The 16844-nt window shown below is 47.7% G+C and carries 24 protein-coding genes; 22 read left to right on the top strand and 2 right to left on the bottom strand.

The genetic code is table 11. The annotated features are described in order from the left end of the window. Positions 1-11 precede the first annotated feature (11 nt). From rplO to rpsI, 14 genes are all read left to right on the top strand, one after another. Complete coding sequence (rplO, locus tag NST26_RS29300) at positions 12-452, top strand: 50S ribosomal protein L15 (RefSeq protein WP_036692409.1); 441 nt, start codon at positions 12-14, stop codon at positions 450-452. Then, the gene (secY, locus tag NST26_RS29295; protein ID WP_036721825.1) at positions 452-1750 is read left to right on the top strand and encodes a preprotein translocase subunit SecY; all 1299 of its coding nucleotides are present in this window, start codon (positions 452-454) and stop codon (positions 1748-1750) included. Before rplO ends, secY begins: the two co-directional genes overlap by 1 nt. A gap of 98 nt (positions 1751-1848) precedes the next feature. Further along, positions 1849-2493, top strand: a complete 645-nt coding sequence (locus NST26_RS29290) for an adenylate kinase (RefSeq protein ID WP_036721823.1) — start codon at positions 1849-1851, stop codon at positions 2491-2493. 4 nt (positions 2494-2497) lie between these two features. Beyond that, entirely contained in the window at positions 2498-3250 is a 753-nt protein-coding gene (map, locus tag NST26_RS29285; RefSeq protein WP_036721822.1) for a type I methionyl aminopeptidase, read from the top strand. A gap of 11 nt (positions 3251-3261) precedes the next feature. Further along, the gene (locus NST26_RS29280; protein WP_036721819.1) at positions 3262-3570 is read left to right on the top strand and encodes a KOW domain-containing RNA-binding protein; all 309 of its coding nucleotides are present in this window, start codon (positions 3262-3264) and stop codon (positions 3568-3570) included. Between the two features lie 2 nt (positions 3571-3572). Beyond that, positions 3573-3788 (top strand): translation initiation factor IF-1, encoded by a 216-nt coding sequence (gene infA, locus NST26_RS29275; RefSeq protein WP_018753971.1) that lies wholly within the window; start codon positions 3573-3575, stop codon positions 3786-3788. A gap of 53 nt (positions 3789-3841) precedes the next feature. Continuing rightward, positions 3842-3955 carry a 50S ribosomal protein L36 gene (gene rpmJ / locus NST26_RS29270; RefSeq protein ID WP_003322638.1) on the top strand — a complete coding sequence of 38 codons (114 nt, stop codon included), beginning with the start codon at positions 3842-3844 and terminating at the stop codon, positions 3953-3955. 19 nt (positions 3956-3974) lie between these two features. Continuing rightward, positions 3975-4343, top strand: a complete 369-nt coding sequence (gene rpsM / locus NST26_RS29265; RefSeq protein WP_036721817.1) for a 30S ribosomal protein S13 — start codon at positions 3975-3977, stop codon at positions 4341-4343. A 19-nt stretch (positions 4344-4362) separates the two neighbouring features. Further along, positions 4363-4758 (top strand): 30S ribosomal protein S11, encoded by a 396-nt coding sequence (gene rpsK, locus NST26_RS29260; protein WP_020427052.1) that lies wholly within the window; start codon positions 4363-4365, stop codon positions 4756-4758. A 131-nt stretch (positions 4759-4889) separates the two neighbouring features. Continuing rightward, positions 4890-5834, top strand: coding sequence for a DNA-directed RNA polymerase subunit alpha (locus tag NST26_RS29255; protein WP_036692422.1), 945 nt, complete (start codon positions 4890-4892; stop codon positions 5832-5834). Between the two features lie 42 nt (positions 5835-5876). After that, the gene (rplQ, locus tag NST26_RS29250; protein WP_019908254.1) at positions 5877-6242 is read left to right on the top strand and encodes a 50S ribosomal protein L17; all 366 of its coding nucleotides are present in this window, start codon (positions 5877-5879) and stop codon (positions 6240-6242) included. A 179-nt stretch (positions 6243-6421) separates the two neighbouring features. After that, positions 6422-7201, top strand: a complete 780-nt coding sequence (truA, locus tag NST26_RS29245; protein WP_036721814.1) for a tRNA pseudouridine(38-40) synthase TruA — start codon at positions 6422-6424, stop codon at positions 7199-7201. Between the two features lie 231 nt (positions 7202-7432). After that, complete coding sequence (rplM, locus tag NST26_RS29240) at positions 7433-7870, top strand: 50S ribosomal protein L13 (RefSeq protein ID WP_209878867.1); 438 nt, start codon at positions 7433-7435, stop codon at positions 7868-7870. 20 nt (positions 7871-7890) lie between these two features. Beyond that, complete coding sequence (rpsI, locus tag NST26_RS29235; protein ID WP_036692433.1) at positions 7891-8283, top strand: 30S ribosomal protein S9; 393 nt, start codon at positions 7891-7893, stop codon at positions 8281-8283. A gap of 67 nt (positions 8284-8350) precedes the next feature. Here the strand turns inward: rpsI and NST26_RS29230 are convergent, their stop codons facing one another. Both NST26_RS29230 and NST26_RS29225 read right to left on the bottom strand, forming a co-directional pair. Further along, on the bottom strand, positions 8351-9244 hold the full coding sequence (locus NST26_RS29230) for an ImmA/IrrE family metallo-endopeptidase (protein WP_340980461.1): 894 nt from the start codon (positions 9242-9244) through the stop codon (positions 8351-8353). 86 nt (positions 9245-9330) lie between these two features. Then, positions 9331-9729, bottom strand: coding sequence for a helix-turn-helix domain-containing protein (locus NST26_RS29225; RefSeq protein ID WP_340980460.1), 399 nt, complete (start codon positions 9727-9729; stop codon positions 9331-9333). A gap of 204 nt (positions 9730-9933) precedes the next feature. Here NST26_RS29225 and NST26_RS29220 point away from each other — a divergent pair, with 204 nt between their 5' ends. The 8 genes from NST26_RS29220 (at position 9934) to NST26_RS29185 (ending at position 16836) form a co-directional block, all read left to right on the top strand. Continuing rightward, entirely contained in the window at positions 9934-10455 is a 522-nt protein-coding gene (locus NST26_RS29220) for a sigma factor-like helix-turn-helix DNA-binding protein (RefSeq protein ID WP_340980459.1), read from the top strand. A gap of 97 nt (positions 10456-10552) precedes the next feature. Continuing rightward, the gene (locus NST26_RS29215; protein ID WP_051477758.1) at positions 10553-10975 is read left to right on the top strand and encodes a hypothetical protein; all 423 of its coding nucleotides are present in this window, start codon (positions 10553-10555) and stop codon (positions 10973-10975) included. Further along, a complete protein-coding gene (locus NST26_RS29210) occupies positions 10972-11244 on the top strand; it encodes a hypothetical protein (protein ID WP_036721808.1) in 273 nt (90 codons plus the stop codon). Before NST26_RS29215 ends, NST26_RS29210 begins: the two co-directional genes overlap by 4 nt. Before the next feature lie 3 nt (positions 11245-11247). Continuing rightward, complete coding sequence (locus NST26_RS29205; RefSeq protein WP_340980458.1) at positions 11248-12693, top strand: phage tail sheath family protein; 1446 nt, start codon at positions 11248-11250, stop codon at positions 12691-12693. Between the two features lie 14 nt (positions 12694-12707). Next, positions 12708-13226: a phage major tail tube protein gene (locus NST26_RS29200; RefSeq protein ID WP_036721803.1), complete on the top strand. Its 519-nt coding sequence runs from the start codon at positions 12708-12710 to the stop codon at positions 13224-13226. A 12-nt stretch (positions 13227-13238) separates the two neighbouring features. Further along, a complete protein-coding gene (locus NST26_RS29195; RefSeq protein WP_051477757.1) occupies positions 13239-13559 on the top strand; it encodes a phage tail assembly protein in 321 nt (106 codons plus the stop codon). A gap of 149 nt (positions 13560-13708) precedes the next feature. Then, entirely contained in the window at positions 13709-16639 is a 2931-nt protein-coding gene (locus tag NST26_RS29190; RefSeq protein ID WP_036721800.1) for a phage tail tape measure protein, read from the top strand. Beyond that, complete coding sequence (locus tag NST26_RS29185) at positions 16636-16836, top strand: tail protein X (RefSeq protein WP_209878878.1); 201 nt, start codon at positions 16636-16638, stop codon at positions 16834-16836. Before NST26_RS29190 ends, NST26_RS29185 begins: the two co-directional genes overlap by 4 nt. The last annotated feature ends 8 nt before the right edge of the window (positions 16837-16844 follow it).

Genomic DNA, 16844 nt, shown 5'->3' with positions numbered 1-16844 from the left:
AGGTGCAAACGATGAAGTTACATGAACTTGCTCCAGCTCCTGGATCACGGAAAGAACGCAACCGCGTTGGTCGTGGACCAAGTAGCGGTAACGGTAAAACTTCGGGCCGTGGACACAAAGGTCAAAACTCCCGTTCCGGCGGTGGTGTACGTCCAGGCTTCGAGGGTGGACAAAACCCACTCTATCGTCGTCTGCCTAAACGTGGTTTCGTCAATCCTACCCGTAAAGAGTACGCGATTGTGAACCTGGAAGATCTGAATAGCTTTGCAGAAGGAACAGAAGTAACTCCTGAGCTTTTGCTTGAAACTGGTGTTGTCAGCAACACTAAGAGCGGCATCAAGATTCTCGGCAATGGTGAACTGGCTGTTAAATTGACTGTCAAAGCAAATAAGTTCTCTCAATCTGCGGTAGAGAAAATCGAAGCTGCCGGCGGTAAAACCGAGGTGATCTAATGTTCAAGACGCTTAAGAATATATGGCATGTTGAAGATTTGCGCAAAAAGATCCTGTTTACCCTGTTCGTTCTGATCATTTACCGCATCGGTTCGTTTGTACCGGTTCCCGGTGTGAACAAAGAAGTACTGGAATCAACAAATCAGGGCGGAGACGCTTTGATGGGTCTTTTGAACACCTTCTCGGGCGGAGCGCTCAAAAACTTCTCGATTTTTGCGATCAGCATTTACCCGTATATCACAGCATCCATCATCGTTCAATTGCTTTCGATGGATGTTGTCCCTAAGTTTGCCGAATGGGCTAAGCAAGGGGAACACGGGAAAAAGCAACTGGCGCAAATTACGCGTTACGGCACAGTAGTGCTAGGTTTGATCCAAGCGTTTGCCACATCTATCGGGTTTAACCGGATTTATGGCACTGAGATGATTCCAAATGCAACCTTTGCGGATTACCTGCTTATTGCGATCATATTGACGGCGGGTACATCGTTCTTGATGTGGTTAGGTGAGCAGATCACTGAAAAGGGTATAGGAAACGGGATTTCGATCCTGATTTTTGCGGGAATCGTCGCCGCCTTTCCGGGATATATCACCACTACGGCGCAATCAAGCTTCATTCAGCCGGGTCAGATGTTCCTGAATATTCTTAAAGTCGTTATTGTACTGATCGTGGTTGTTGCGATTATTGTCGGGGTGATCTTTGTTCAACAAGGTATCCGTAAAATCCCTGTACAATATGCCAAGCGCGTAGTCGGTAACAAAATGTACGGTGGACAGAATACGCACATTCCGCTTAAAATTAATGCGGCTGGTGTAATTCCTGTTATCTTCGCCGTTTCACTGCTTCAATTCCCGGTCGTTTTATCGAGCTTCTGGTCCACCCACGCTTGGGCTAAATGGGTCTCGGCCAATCTGGATCATACCAAGCCGCTCGGCATGCTGCTGTATGTAGTCATGATCATCGGATTCACGTTCTTCTATACGTTTGTCCAGATGAACCCGCAGCAAATGGCTGACAATATGAAAAAGAATGGCGGATACATTCCAGGTATACGTCCAGGTAAGGCTACTGAGAAATATCTGACTAGAGTTATGTCGCGTCTGACCATGTCCGGTGCGCTCTTCCTGTCATTAATCTCTGTACTGCCAGTATTATTTGGATCGTTGTCCGGGTTACCGAAGCAAGTGCAGATTGGTGGTACGGCACTGCTGATTGTAATTGGTGTTGCGCTGGATACCATGAAGCAGATCGAGAGCCAATTGATCAAACGCCATTACAAAGGCTTCATCAATAAATAGGCGATAGGTTCCGGAGAAGTACCTAAGGCTTTAAACTTCCCGGTACCTATTGTGCTGTTTCTTGCTTGGTGGCGAACTTTCGGGGGGAGAAGAGAATCGTGAACATATTATTCATGGGCCCTCCTGGGGCAGGCAAGGGAACACAAGCCGCTGTTGTTGTAAAAGAGTTGGGTATTCCTCATATTTCGACTGGTGATGCATTCCGCTTGGCTATTAAGCAAGGCACACCGGTTGGACTTAAGGCCAAATCTTATATTGATCAAGGGTTGCTTGTACCTGATGATGTGACTATTGGAATCGTCGAAGAACGGCTGCAGCAGTCCGATTGCGAAAAAGGTTTTTTATTGGATGGCTTTCCAAGAACCCTTTCGCAAGCGGAAGCGCTGGGAGAAATCCTCAGCCGGCTTGGAACTTCACTGGATCACGTTGTCAACTTGAATGTGGACCGCGGACTGCTGATGGCGCGTCTTACCGGACGCCGGATCTGCTCAGTATGCGGAACATCCTACCATTTAATTTTTAACCCGCCGAAGCAAGAAGGCGTCTGCGACATTGATGGCGGAGAATTGTATCAGCGTCCGGATGACAACGAAGAAAGTGTAGGCAAGCGTCTGGATGAGTACGATAACAAGACAGCGCCGCTGCTTGCATTTTATGACGATAAAGGTCTTGTGCGTCAGGTCAACGGAGAAAACGAAATCAATGTCGTTTCTTCTGAAATCGTATCTATGCTGCGGGGTTAATGTAATGATCATTTGCAAATCCGAACAGGAACTTGTCTTTATGAGGGAAGCTGGTCGAATTGTTGCCGAGAGTCACCGTCTTATTGCTGAAGCTATCCAGCCAGGCATTACTACCGGTGAGCTCGACAGAATCGCCGATGGGTACATTCGCAGTCAGGGTGCTGTGCCGTCTTTCAAAGGCTACAACGGTTTTCCTGCCAGCATTTGCGCTTCAGTCAACGAACAATTGGTGCACGGATTTCCAGGGAAACGCAAACTGGTAGAAGGCGACATCGTTACGCTGGATATCGGTGCAGAGTACCGTGGTTATCACGGTGATTCCGCCTGGACATACGGGGTGGGCAGCATTTCCGAAGAGGCTCAGCGTCTGCTGGACGTCACGGAAGGCTCCCTGTACGCTGGACTGGCGTTAGTCAAACCGGATGTGCGCTTGTTTACAATCTCCCATGCCATTCAGTCATACATTGAAGACGCCGGATTCTCCGTTGTCCGCGAGTATGTTGGTCATGGCATTGGGGCAGAACTGCATGAAGAACCGCAAATTCCGAACTATGGCATAGCGGACCGCGGACCACGTCTGAAGCCGGGTATGGTACTCGCCATTGAGCCGATGGTTAACGCTGGAGAACGTTATGTCAGAACGCTGGATGATAACTGGACGGTCGTTACGGTAGACGGTTCACTGTGCGCTCACTTCGAGCATACAGTAGCAGTTACACCGGACGGCATGGAAATTTTCACAAAACTGAATGCGTAGGTGATCTTCACGTGAATACTGGGAGCAGCCCGCAGGTTGGTCAAATCGTGAGAATTCTCAAAGGCAAGGATGCCGGAGAGGCTGCCGTTGTTATCGCAGTTGTGGATAGCAGATTTGTATATATTGCTGATGGGGACAAACGTAAGTTTGACAGCCCAAAGAAGAAGAATATTCAGCATTTGGAGCTCATACCCTTCATCAGCAGTGAGATTGTAGACAGTTTGGAAGAAACCGGCCGGGTCACCAACGGAAAGCTGCGGTTTGCAGTGATGAAGTATGGCCAGCCCGCTGGAAAAAGTGCTAATGAGAAAGGAGACTAACTGTGGCTAAGGAAGACGTCATTGAGGTAGAAGGAACGGTTATTGAGCCGTTGCCTAACGCAACTTTTAAGGTTGAGCTTGAGAACGGTCATCAAATACTTGCCCATGTGTCCGGGAAATTGCGGATGCACTTTATCCGTATCCTAACCGGAGACAAAGTGGTCGTGCAGTTATCGCCTTATGATTTATCAAAAGGCCGTATAACTTACCGTAAATAGATGGGAACTACAACAAAAGTTTTGCTTCGCAAAACTTTGAGGAGGTAATTAACATGAAGGTAAGACCTTCTGTAAAGCCCATTTGCGAAAAATGCAAAGTCATCCGCCGCAAAGGGACTGTTATGGTAATTTGCGAAAATCCGAAACACAAACAAAAACAAGGTTAAGAAGGGGGTGTAGCGTAAAATGGCTCGTATAGCTGGAGTGGATTTGCCACGTGATAAGCGCGTTGAGATCGCCTTGACTTATATTTTCGGAATCGGTAAAACGACTTCCCAGAAAATTCTTAATGAAACAGGCATTGACGTTAACACACGTGTCCGTGATTTGACGGAAGATGAAGTCAGCAAACTGCGTGAAACGATCGACAAAGAGGTTAAGGTTGAAGGTGACCTTCGTCGTGAAATTTCCTTGAATATTAAGCGTCTTACTGAGATCGGCTGTTACCGCGGTGTTCGTCACCGTCGTGGATTGCCTGTTCGCGGTCAACGTACCAAAACCAATGCTCGTACCCGTAAAGGCCCGCGTCGTACTGTAGCAAACAAAAAGAAATAAGAAGAGGTGATAAGAGACAATGGCTAAACCGAAAAAAGTCGTACGTACGAAACGTCGCGACCGGAAAAATATCGAGTCTGGCGTGGCACATATCCGTTCCACGTTCAATAACACTATCGTTACGATCACGGATCCCCACGGAAATGCAATTTCCTGGGCAAGCTCCGGCGGTCAAGGATTCAAAGGTTCCCGTAAATCGACTCCATTTGCAGCGCAAATGGCAGCCGAAACAGCTGCTAAGGCAGCTATGGAACACGGCATGAAGTCCGTTGAAGTTATGGTTAAAGGACCGGGCGCGGGCCGCGAAGCAGCCATCCGTTCCCTTCAGGCCGCTGGTCTTGAAGTAAACCTCATTAAAGACGTTACTCCAGTTCCTCACAATGGATGCCGTCCGCCGAAGCGTCGCCGCGTTTAGTACAATCAGAATTGTGATTGTGGTATAATTCTGACGCATCTGCTAATAATAGGTGTTTAGGCATACTACATGATACACCTGATGGGGTGACTGTTTCATATAGGAGCGACGTTTGAAGGAGGGGTACACTCGTGATAGAAATCGAAAAGCCGAAGATTGAGACCGTAGAAGCCAATGATGATGGGACCTATGGGAAATTCGTAGTTGAACCGCTGGAACGTGGATATGGCACGACTCTGGGGAACTCGCTTCGCCGGATCCTGCTTTCCTCCCTTCCGGGAGCCGCAGTGACTTCGGTCCAAATTGACGGCGTTCTGCATGAGTTCTCGACCGTTCCCGGCGTAATGGAAGATGTGACGGAAATCATCCTGAACCTTAAAGCTCTGTCTCTGAAGATTCATTCGGATGAAGAGAAAGTGTTCGAGATTGATGCTGAAGGAGAAGGCATCGTTACCGCGGGTGATATCCGTGCGGACAGCGATGTTGAGATCCTGAACCCGGATCTTCATATTGCAACGCTGGGACCTGGCGCGAGACTGCACATGCGCATTTTTGCAGGCCGTGGTCGCGGCTACGTCCAAGCGGACCGGAACAAACGCGACGATCAGCCAATTGGTGTAATTCCAGTTGACTCTATCTACACTCCTATTTCACGTGTGAATTACGGTATTGATAATACCCGTGTTGGTCAAGTGACTAACTACGACAAGTTGACGCTGGAAATTTGGACAGATGGCAGTATCCGACCGGAAGAAGCCGTTAGCCTTGGAGCCAAAATTTTGAACGAGCACCTCGTTCTGTTCGTAGGTCTTACGGATGAAGCGAAAGACGCCGAAATTATGGTTGAAAAAGAAGAAGACAAAAAAGAAAAAGTACTTGAGATGACGATCGAGGAGCTTGATCTTTCTGTCCGTTCCTACAACTGCCTCAAACGTGCCGGTATTAATACCGTGCAAGAGCTGACTACGAAAACTGAAGAAGATATGATGAAGGTTCGTAACCTGGGCCGCAAATCTTTGGAAGAGGTTCAAGAGAAGCTTGAGGAACTTGGTTTGGGACTTCGTACAGAAGAATAGGACCCCGGAGTTCTTGAGACTTGAGTGAAGGAGGGAAAACAAATGGCATACCAAAAATTGGGCCGTGATTCCAGCGCGCGTAAAGCTTTGTTCCGCGATATGGTAACGGATCTGTTCCTATACGAACGTATTCAGACAACAGAAGCCAAAGCGAAGGAAGTTCGTTCCATCGCTGAGAAACTGATCACTAAAGCGAAAAAGGGCGATCTTCATGCTCGCCGTCAAGTAGCTGCATTTGTTCGTCGTGAGACTGTAGATGGTGAACAAGATGCAATCCAAAAATTGTTCTCTGACATTGCTCCACGTTACACAGAGCGTCCAGGCGGATACACTCGTATCCTGAAGCTGGGACCTCGCCGTGGCGATGCTGCGCCTATGGTTTATCTTGAACTGGTAGACCGCGCGTAGTTTCACAAGCCATGATTTCCGGATGTACGCTTTACGTATTTAACGTTATTGTACTGCAGGGCATAGTACCCTGCCGTGCAAATAACCGCGGGAATCACCTTGTATAGAGTAGAAGGAGCTCCCGCCGGGGCTCTTTTTTTTGAGAATAAATTAAGTATATGGACCAACAGGAGAATGAAATGCGCAATCTATTGATGAAAGTCAATTATGACGGTACCCACTATGATGGCTTTCAGACCCAGCCTCAGGGCAATACGATTCAGGACAAGCTGGAGCATGCAATTCAGCATCTGACCGGTGAGACGCTCAAAATCACGGGCTCAGGACGGACTGATGCAGGGGTGCATGCTTATGGCCAACCTTTTAACTTCATAACCTCCTCACAGATTCCGCTGGAGCGCTGGTGTCTGGCGCTGAATGCCAGGCTGCCGCAGGATATCGTGGTTACTGAGGCTGCTGAGGTTCCGCTCTCGTTCCACTCCCGTAGAGGGGCGAAGCGTAAAACCTACCGCTACACGATTAACGGCAACCGGTTCCCGGACCCGTTCCAGCGGCGCTGGCAGCATCATCATCCGATGAAGCTGAACGTTCCTGCAATGGAGCTGGGGCTAAGCGCGCTGCTGGGGACCCATGATTACACCTCGTTTGCGTCCAGGAAGTCTACCAAGACTTCGCATGTGCGGACCATTTATGAGGCTTATCTTGAAGTAGACCGCAGTATGTGCCGCCCGGGCTCTCCTGACCAGGGAGTGATCCATACCTATATTACAGGCAGTGGCTTTTTGCAGCATATGGTACGCATTATTATGGGCACGCTGATGCAGGTGGGGCAAGGTAAAATCAGCGCAGATAGAATGCCTGTCATTCTTGCGGCTTGTGATCGTGCAGCGGCCGGACCTACGGCTGTGTCTAAGGGGCTGGCACTCTGGAGTGTGGAATATGACGAGATAGACGACTAAACGGCCGATACTATATTTTTTATGAAAATAAGTACTGATTGTTTAAAAATCGCTTGCGCTTGTCATGTTTATACTGTAATATAAAAGTTGTGTTTTCTTGATGGCTATCCCACAGCCCCGATCAAGGAAATGCCAACAAATAATTTTTTTAACTCACTAAATTGTAATTCAATCGCGAAACAAGATATACGAAACAGATGATTTTCGTACGAGAACAAGGAGGAAACATTCATGCGTACCACCTACATGGCGAAGCCGAACGAAGTTGAACGCAATTGGCACATCATTGATGCCGAAGGCAAAACACTTGGCCGTTTGGCAAGCGAAGCCGCTGCCCTGATCCGCGGCAAACACAAACCGCAATTCACTCCACACGTTGATACTGGTGATTTCGTAATTGTTATCAACGCTGAGAAGATTCACCTCACAGGTAAGAAAATGCAAAACAAGAAATACTACCGTCACTCGATGCACCCAGGTGGCTTGAAAGTTACCGTTGCGGAAGAACTGCTCAAGACCAAACCTGAGCGTATGATTGAATTCGCAGTTCATGGTATGATTCCTAAGACTCGTCAAGGTAATCACATGAAGCTGAGACTCAAAGTATATGCAGGCGTTGAACATCCACATGCAGCACAAAAACCTGAAGTTTACGAACTTCGCGGATAAGAATAAAGGAGGACAGTTTCATGGCACAAGTACAATACTATGGGACAGGTCGTCGTAAACATTCGGTAGCACGTGTTCGCCTTGTACCGGGTGAAGGACGCATTGTCATTAACAAACGTGAGATGGACGAATATTTCGGTGTTGAAACACTGAAAATGATCGTAAGACAACCTTTGAACCTGACTGAAACTCTGGGCAGCTACGATGTAATCGTACTTGCACATGGTGGCGGCATTTCTGGTCAAGCTGGCGCAATCCGTCACGGGATTTCCCGTGCATTGCTCAAAGTAGACCCTGAATATCGCGGTACGCTGAAGAAAGCCGGCTTCCTGACACGTGACCCACGTATGAAGGAACGTAAGAAATACGGCCTCAAAGCTGCTCGTCGCGCACCTCAGTTCTCGAAACGTTAATATTCCCTTGTTTTCAAGGAAAAGAAGCTCCTGGCCTATTGGCCGGGAGCTTTGTTTTTGTTACCCCTCACAGAAATCTTCGTACTGTACTTTGATCCGCTTCAAAGATCTGTTCAACATCTCTCATTTGGAGCACAAAGTTTCGTTTGGATGAACCATACCGGTGTACAAGCTGGTGAAGCTGTAAGGTAAGCTGTCCATCGAAGCAGATCAGATCTCCCCTTGCGGCTGGCGCAAGTTCGAAATTCCTCAGGGCATCCAGCTCAATTTCTTGAAACCTCTCCTCTAAAGGAATCCTCCATTCAGTTCGTGTAGATAACGTGTGTTGATCAAGACAGACAATAAGCTGATCGGGGCCATCCAAAGTGCTGTGAGGATCATAATAGGCAAAGACTGCTGGTTGATCCGAAGCTTGGCACCATTCCTCTTCAGCTTGATAAAAGGCATACGGATGCTCTTTTCTCTTCTTAGGCCACATTTCTCCTTCATACTCCCGACGTAAGATTTGATCAAACCGGATTTTGGCCATATCTATGGGTACACCAAAGAGCTCTGAAATCTGCTGAACTGCAATAGAATATTCATCGGATAAACTGTACGTTTGGAGCATAAAAAAGGGCAAAGTAGCATAAAGAACGAATTTCTCGGCATCCTCCTCCTGAGCTTTGATGAAGGGGACAGGCATTACCGTCTGATTGCCAGCGTGTCTCAGGATGTGGCATAGCTCATGCAGAAAATCAAACCGCTGCTTCATAGGAGAATTCCGATTATCCAGAAGTATATAACGTACACCTAATGAGGACTCATAGGCACGGCTTGTCATCGGCGCATAATTAACAAGCACATCTAACTCCTCTGAAAGCTTAGGAATCGTGATGTCCTCTGGTTGCAGAATCGAATGTGTTATGTAGAGGTCCTCCACGAAATGTTCCAAATGTGTTTTTGTATAATGAATAAACATAATAAACCTCCAAAATAGAATGTATGTTCGTATATATGGATATGCGGAATCAGCCCGTTGGCTGAAACCACGATTTGTACTACTTTTTAATTGGTGTCTGAAGAATTGGCTTTTTTCTTTTCTTGGTCTTTGATGAATTGCCAGAAGGTTAACATTTCGCGTTTACGCTCCTCGGGTGCATCCAGGTAATCCTTGAAAAATAGCCCATGCTCCGGATTGTTTAAAAAAGCTTCAAATTCAGACAACTCAGATAATGATGAAGACGAAGTGTCTTCTGCGCCTCCATTGGCCAGACGATCCATTTCTTCGGTAGTGATCCCTAAAGCACGGCAAACCTTAAGAACATTATCAACAGAAGCTCCTCCGACACCTCGAATTAGAATAGACCTCAGCGTAGTATAAGGAATTCCTGCCTTTTCTGAAAAAGCCTTGGTGTTCAGGCCGGTTTCCTCGATTAATCGCTTTAAGACTTCAGCCCGTTGCACACGCAGTCCTCCTCAAAATCCATCAGTGTATACGCTATTTCGTATTCTTAAGTTTATTGTAAAAGGTTTGAATTCAAATGTAAATATGCATTTTCGTATTATTTCGGGTACAAGGCTTGACATAATGCGTAATTGAGCATATTATGATTTAAAAATACGAAATTGAGTATATTTAAATCTATTTTCGATAAGGGGGGAGTAAACATGTGGTGTATAGAGCAGGAGGATTTGGAACTTCTGGATTCGAATTTTGTGCAAAAACTGCTTCCGGAATATCAAATTTCTTTAAAGAGTGTAGAGCAATTATACAGAAATGCAGATGCGGATGATAAGAAGGTAATCGCCGGAATGGTCAGTGACTGCAAGTATGTGATTGAGTGGCTGAGCAGCGGCCGGCGGCCGGGGAACAAGCGGGGGATTGAACGGCGTGCGGGATATGAGCGGGAAATTCTGTTAGAGCCGGTTCGTATGCAGAACTTTACCGCCGGGTTCAATGCAGTTCCTTCTGAAGGACTCACTGAGGATCAATGTTTTCAATTGGAATATGTATTGGGGCTGTTAAGCAGAAGGGAGCGGGAGTGCTATATGCTGGCTAACGGTGAAGGATTCTCGCATGTTGCTATTGCTGGAATGCTCATGATTTCGGCAGGCAGTGTAAGTGAGTACATCCAGCGGGCACAAAAAAAGATCAGCTCCGTAATGGAGGAGTATAGGTCCCTTATCTAACAAAGTGAGCTTATTATAAATAATTAAATGGGTTTGTCTAGTGAAAGCCCCTAATAAATAGAAGGGAGGTTAACTAACGTAAATAAGGAGGGCGACAGTGACCATCACATTATTAATTTTGGCCATTCAAAAGTTTCTGCAAAAGGAGTTGGCTGATGATACGCAGCCCGTGCCCCCAGTGCAGCTTGGATATCTTTCACCGAATACAAGCGTAAATCCGGTATATCCGGTAATTATGATTCGGCCTGCTGAGGGTGAAGGAGATTCTGGCCAAGGGCAAATTCAAATGAAGCTTCAATTTGGTACTTATTCTGAAGATGACACAGGCCTGGTTGAGCTGCTTAATCTGATGGAGCGGGTACGTATCCTGCTATTGCGCCAGAGAGTTCTTGAACAGAAATTCAGTTTGGAGGCCAGTTGGACATGGAAGCTTGACGAAGAGCACCCTTCAGCAGTCTGGAGGGGCGAACTTACAACAACCTGGGCATTGCCCCAAATTCGACAGGAGGTAGTATTGTGAATTCTATTGAAAATGAAGACCAGAAACAAACCCAGCGGGAGACGATCCGGATTTATCTGGGGCCTAACCTGCGTGGCGGTCAACTGCTGCAATCCACCGTATTCCGTTCAGGTATTCCATCTTATTTAACGCCGTTAATGGCTGAACAGCCGGATGTGGCAGAACTGATTGTACCTGTTGATGAAATGACGGAAGTGCAGGAGCGCATCCTTCAAGCGGGTACCGCTGAATATACAGTCTATCAAAGGCTTCTAGGGAAGGGGAACTAATCAATGGCATTTAAACATGGTGTAAGCATTATTGAACAATCAACTTCGGTTCTGGCTCCGGCAAAAGCAACAAGCGGTATTCCTTTTGCAGTAGGTACGGCTCCGCTCCATCTGGCGACGAAGGCTGTACCCGTTAATACTCCCGTGCTTGTGAATAACTACGCGGAAGCCGTTGCGGCTCTAGGATATAGTGAAGACTGGTCAAAATACACGCTGAGTGAGTTAGTATATTCTCATTTTGCCTTGTACGAGAGAGCTCCAATGATCCTGGTCAATGTGCTTGACCCGGCTATCCATAAGACAACGGTTGCTCCTGAAACGGTGGCAGTCAGTAACCGGCTGGCAACCGTGCAGACCGAAGGCGTGCTGCTGTCAACGCTGGTTGTTAAATCTTCAGATGGCACTTCCACTTATGTGTCCGGTACGGATTACACAGCTGCTTTTGATGAGAATGGTCATGTATTGATTACAACGAAGTCTTCTGGAGCCATTGCAGCAAGTGCAGATCAGCTATCTGTGGGATATGACAAACTGAATCCCGGTGCTGTAGAAGCTGAGGATATCATTGGAGGCGTAACCGCTTCGGGTGAATACACTGGTTTTGAACTGATTCATCAGGCTTACCCGCGTTTCGGGATCCTTCCGGATCTACTGCTGGCCCCGGGCTGGTCGCATTTGCCTGCAGTTGCCGCAGTGATGAAGGCGAAGGCCGGAAATATTAACGGGAATTTCAAAGCGATTGCCCTGACGGATATTGATCCATCCCGATCTTATACAGAGGTCGGTACTTGGAAAGCTAACAATAGCTATACGGGTGCTCTGCAAGTTGCTGCTTACCCGATGCTGACGCTTGGGGATAAAAAATATCATTTTTCCACTCAGTTTGCCGGCCTTATTGCTGCGGCGGATGCCGATAATGGCGGTATCCCTTTTGTATCGCCTTCAAATAAGCCTCTGCAAGCGGATGGCACTGCACTATCCGATGGGACAAGCCAATTCCTCGGAATTGATCAGGCCAGCTTCCTGAATAGTGCAGGCATTGTAACAGCACTTAATTTGGGAACAAGCGGCTGGAAGAGCTGGGGGAACAACACCGCTGCGTATCCGGGCGTAACCGATCCTAAAGATAGCTTTATTCCGGTCCGCCGGATGTTCAATTGGATCGGAAACAGTCTCATTCTGACTTACATGCAGAAGGTGGATGATCCGATGAACAAGCGACTGGTTGCTGCGGTTACGGATTCCGTTAACATTTGGCTGAATGGCCTGACGGCATCAGGAGCACTGCTGGGCGGACGGGTAGACTTCAATGAAGCCGAGAATCCGGTGACAGATCTGATGGCCGGTAAAATTACATTCCATCTGCATCTTACCCCGCCTGGACCAGCACAGGAGATTTCCTTCCTGCTTGAATACGACACAACATATTTAGCTGCGCTGGTAGCGTAGAAGGAGGAGCAATAATGCCAAAAAGATCAGAACGGGTTATTGATTATTCAGTGTACTTGAATGCCGTCGATTACTTGGGAACAGCAACCGCGACTCTGCCGGAAATTACGTACCTGGTAGATACCATCAAAGGGGGCGGGATTGCCGGAGAAATGGCGGCGCCTTCTCCAGGGTATACGGGAGCGATGAGTCTGGCGCTTAAATGGCGTACGATTGAGAATGCAGCAGCCACTCTACTGGCACCCAAGGTCCACACGTTGGATCTGCGTGCTTCCATTCAGACATTCGATACTGCGACAAGCGAATACCGCGAGGTGCCGTTCAAGGTTACTGTTCGGGCGAGACCGCTCGGCTTGACACTCGGTAATCTGGAGACTGGAGCAGCAATGGATACTACCAACAACTTCTCGGTTAACTATCTGAAGGTCACCCTGGATGGTGTTCAGGTACTGGAAATTGATAAGTATAACTACATTCATAAAGTATACGAAGTGGATTACCTTGCGGCTACTAAACAGAATCTTGGTCTATAAGGAGAGAGCATGATGGGAACAAAAGAACTGGAGGAGACCGGAGCGGAAGTATACACTTTCGCCCGGCCCGTCAACTTTGAGGGCGATACGTTTGAAAGCCTGAGTATTGATTTTGACAAGTTAACCGGTGAGGACATCCTTACCTGTGACCGGCAATATCAGATGGAATCTGCCCGTCAATCTGGCGGGGAATTGATTAAAGAGACCAATAAAGCTTATCAGGCTTATATTGTGGCCAGGGCTGCTGGTGTTCATGTGGGGCTGATTAAAGCTCTGCCTGCTAAGGATTTCACAAAACTGACCTTACAGGCACAAAGTTTTTTGCTGCTGTAGGCTGCGGAGACGGCGATGGGATCAAAGACATCGCCGTCTCTTTGGCCATGCTTACCCATACTCCAATCTCCTATTTTCTCGGCCTGCCTGTTGAGGAACTGGGGGATTGGGCAGAGCGGGTGGCGAGAATTAAAGAAGGGAGGTAACTTATGGCAGGTTCAGGTTCAGGCAATCCAAGCAGCATCAGTGAGCTTATTGTCCGGTTGAATGTATTGGTGAATCCAAATGTTCCCCGCTCTGTTGAGGAAGTGGAACAGCAAATTAAGGATTTGGAAGACGTGCTTAAGGGGCTGGCCAGGGCAGGCTACTTCGATCAACTGCGCGGAGATGCTGAGGACGCTGGCGACGAAGCCGAACAACTTGGTGACAAACTTAAGGCTGCTTTCGAAAAAGTGGATTTCTCCATGCTGACTAAAGCGGTTGAACCCCTAAAAGCCGTCTGGACGGCTGTAAATGATTCTGCCGGGGCAATGGCGCAGCTTCAGGCATCAACCGGATTAACCGCCGCTGAGATGAGCGGAATGAAAGAAATCTCCGATAGCCTGTACAGTCAGAATTACGGTAAAAACTTCGAAGATATCGGTGAGGCGGTTGGAACGGTACAGCAAGTTCTGGGCCAAACCGGAGATGAGCTGGAGAAGACCACCCAGACGGCTATGACGTATCGCGATGTTTTTAAGGGGGATATATCAGACTCAGTACAAGCCGTTGACGCGATGATGCAAAAGTTCGGCATCTCTTCAGAGCAGGCCTATAATCTGATGGCCCAAGGTGCGCAGAAGGGCATGAACACATCCGGCGGGCTTCTAAGTGCCGTAGAGAAGTACAGCGCTGACTTCAAGAAGATGGGATATTCTGCTGACGAGATGTTTGAATTATTAAGCTCTGGCATGGACAATGGGGGGAATTCCCTTGAGGGTCTTGCCGGGCTTGTGAAGAAATTCAGCTCCACCGTAAAAGAGGGTTCGGATTCCACAAAGGCCGCTGTCTATGAGCTGTTTGCACCTGAGCAGCTGAATCAATTCAGTGCTGCGCTTGTAAGTGGCGGAACGAAGTCGAAGGAATTCGGCGAATTGGTGAAAGTGGCCGGGAAGAATGGAGCTGTTGCCCTGGTCAAGGATTTGAAGGCGGGCGGAGATTCGGCGAGCAAGGCCATGCTTCAACTGCGCAAGACAATGGGCAATGGGGATGAAATCTTCAAGGGGCTGGCAGACGGGTCTATGACCGGTAAGGATGCCATGAATCAGTTGATTGCGAAACTAAAAGCAATTAAAGATCCGGTTCATCAAGCGGCCCTGGCCAGCGCTATATTCGGGTCTCAGTTTGAGGAGATAGGTAACAAAGCGGTGTTGTCGCTGGGCCAGACTCGGCATCAGTTTGATATGACCCGGCAGACGATGGATGAAGTGTCTGCGATTAAGGATAATACGCTAACCGAGCAGTTTGCAGCCATAGGGCGGGAGTTGATGTCCGGTCTTGTGGTTCCTCTGGGAGAGAGCGTGATGCCTGCACTTCAGGGGTTGACCAGCTGGGCGTCAGACAACAAAGAAGTGCTGATGGTCATCGGTCTCGCTGTTCCTGCTGCGATGCTGGCCACAAAAACAGTGAAGATTGTTCAGGGGTTCTCCACGATCATTAAGGCGGCCAGCGCGGCCAGCGGAGCGGCTGGAGGATTTGCAGGTGCACTGGGATTGCTGACGAATCCCGTAGGTCTCGCTGTTGCCGGTGTCGGACTGGTCACGGCCGGTGTCATCGCCTTCAAAAAGCATCAGGAGGATGCGCGCCAGGAGCTTTTGAATATGGGGGATGTGCTGGGTGAATCCTATGCTAATTATTCAGCGATTGAGGAGGCTAATTCCAAAACCCAGAATCTAATCACTGAGCATGACCGATTGACAGGGAAGATTAAGGATGCAAGAACTCCAGCTGATGAATTGTTAGAAGCCAGACGAAAACTGAAGGATGTAGAGCAAACACTTATCGATATGAATCCTAATATTTTGTCTGCTGAAGGCTCCAAGAATGATAAATTCCGAGAACAGATGGGTCTTGTCGGAGATATTGCCAAAGCCCGAGAAGAAATGGGACGTCGTGAACTAGAACATGAGGCCCTTACTGCACAAGCCAAATTGCCTGAATTGGAGAATAATTATTCAGAGCTGACTCAGAATCTTAAAGATCAAAGTGCCGCCTATGAGGAGATGAAGGTAAAGTATAGGGACTACGTCGTGCTTATGGAGGAGTACAACGAAATAGAATATAGTGATCTCGATCCTAATCAAAAAGGCGAGAAGTTTTTAGCTTTTTCTAAAAAAGCAAGCCAAGTGACTGGGAAAGATTATACAATAATAGATCACTTTGAAGATGACTATTTTAAAATGGAGGAATCCATTAATAAGAAGAACAACCAACTTAAGAAAACAGATAGTGATAGGAAAGAGGCAGAAGATGGTCTGGTCAATTATTATAATACTCAGAAAAAAATAATTGAACTTGATCTTGGTGGTACCTTGCAAGAGCAAGCAGCCAAGTACAAGGATATGTCTGTTGCTGAACAAGATCGATTTAGGCAGGCTCTGGATAAGGTGATGCTTCTTAACGCTGCGCTTGATAAGCTGCCTGCTGAAATGAAAGTGAATTTGCAGCTTATTTGGGAGCAGATAGGGAAAGTTCCGAATGCTACTGGAGTTCCAGGGGGAGAAGGCAAAGAAGGTGTCAAACCGAAAGTGAAACCATACCACCCGCTCTATGGTGGGCCAAGCATTGCAGAATACGCTGAAGGCGGTATCGCATATGTGCCCTCTATTTTTGGTGAGGCTGGCCCTGAAATTGCTATTCCCTTAAACCGCAAGCCCCGGTCGAGGTCTTTGCTTGAGAAGGCAAATGATTTAATGGGGTATAATAATAATTCCGTTAACAATGGGGATATCCATGTAACTTGGGCGCCTAGTGTAACCCTTCAGGGTGGCGATAAATCTGTAGCTGAACAGGTACGGGAGGCTTTAAGGCAGTCTGAGGACGGATTCGAACGCCGGTTCAAGTCGATGCTAGTGCAACAGAGGCGGGTGAGCTTCCAATGATCTATAGAACGGTACAAGGCGATATGTGGGATGGGATTGCTTTTAAAATCTATGGAGATGCCCGTTTCCTGACGCTGCTCCTGAATGCTAATCCGGCACATGCTGCTGTCAGTGTATTCTCAGGCAATATTGTACTGAATGTACCGGAGCTGCCCTCCGACATATCCAGCTCATTACCTCCTTGGCGAAGGGAGTGAAGCACGTG

The sequence above is a fragment of the Paenibacillus sp. FSL R7-0128 genome (assembly GCF_038002245.1).
Lineage (GTDB): Bacteria > Bacillota > Bacilli > Paenibacillales > Paenibacillaceae > Paenibacillus_AQ > Paenibacillus_AQ silagei.
This window is presented reverse-complemented; position numbering and strand designations above follow the sequence as displayed.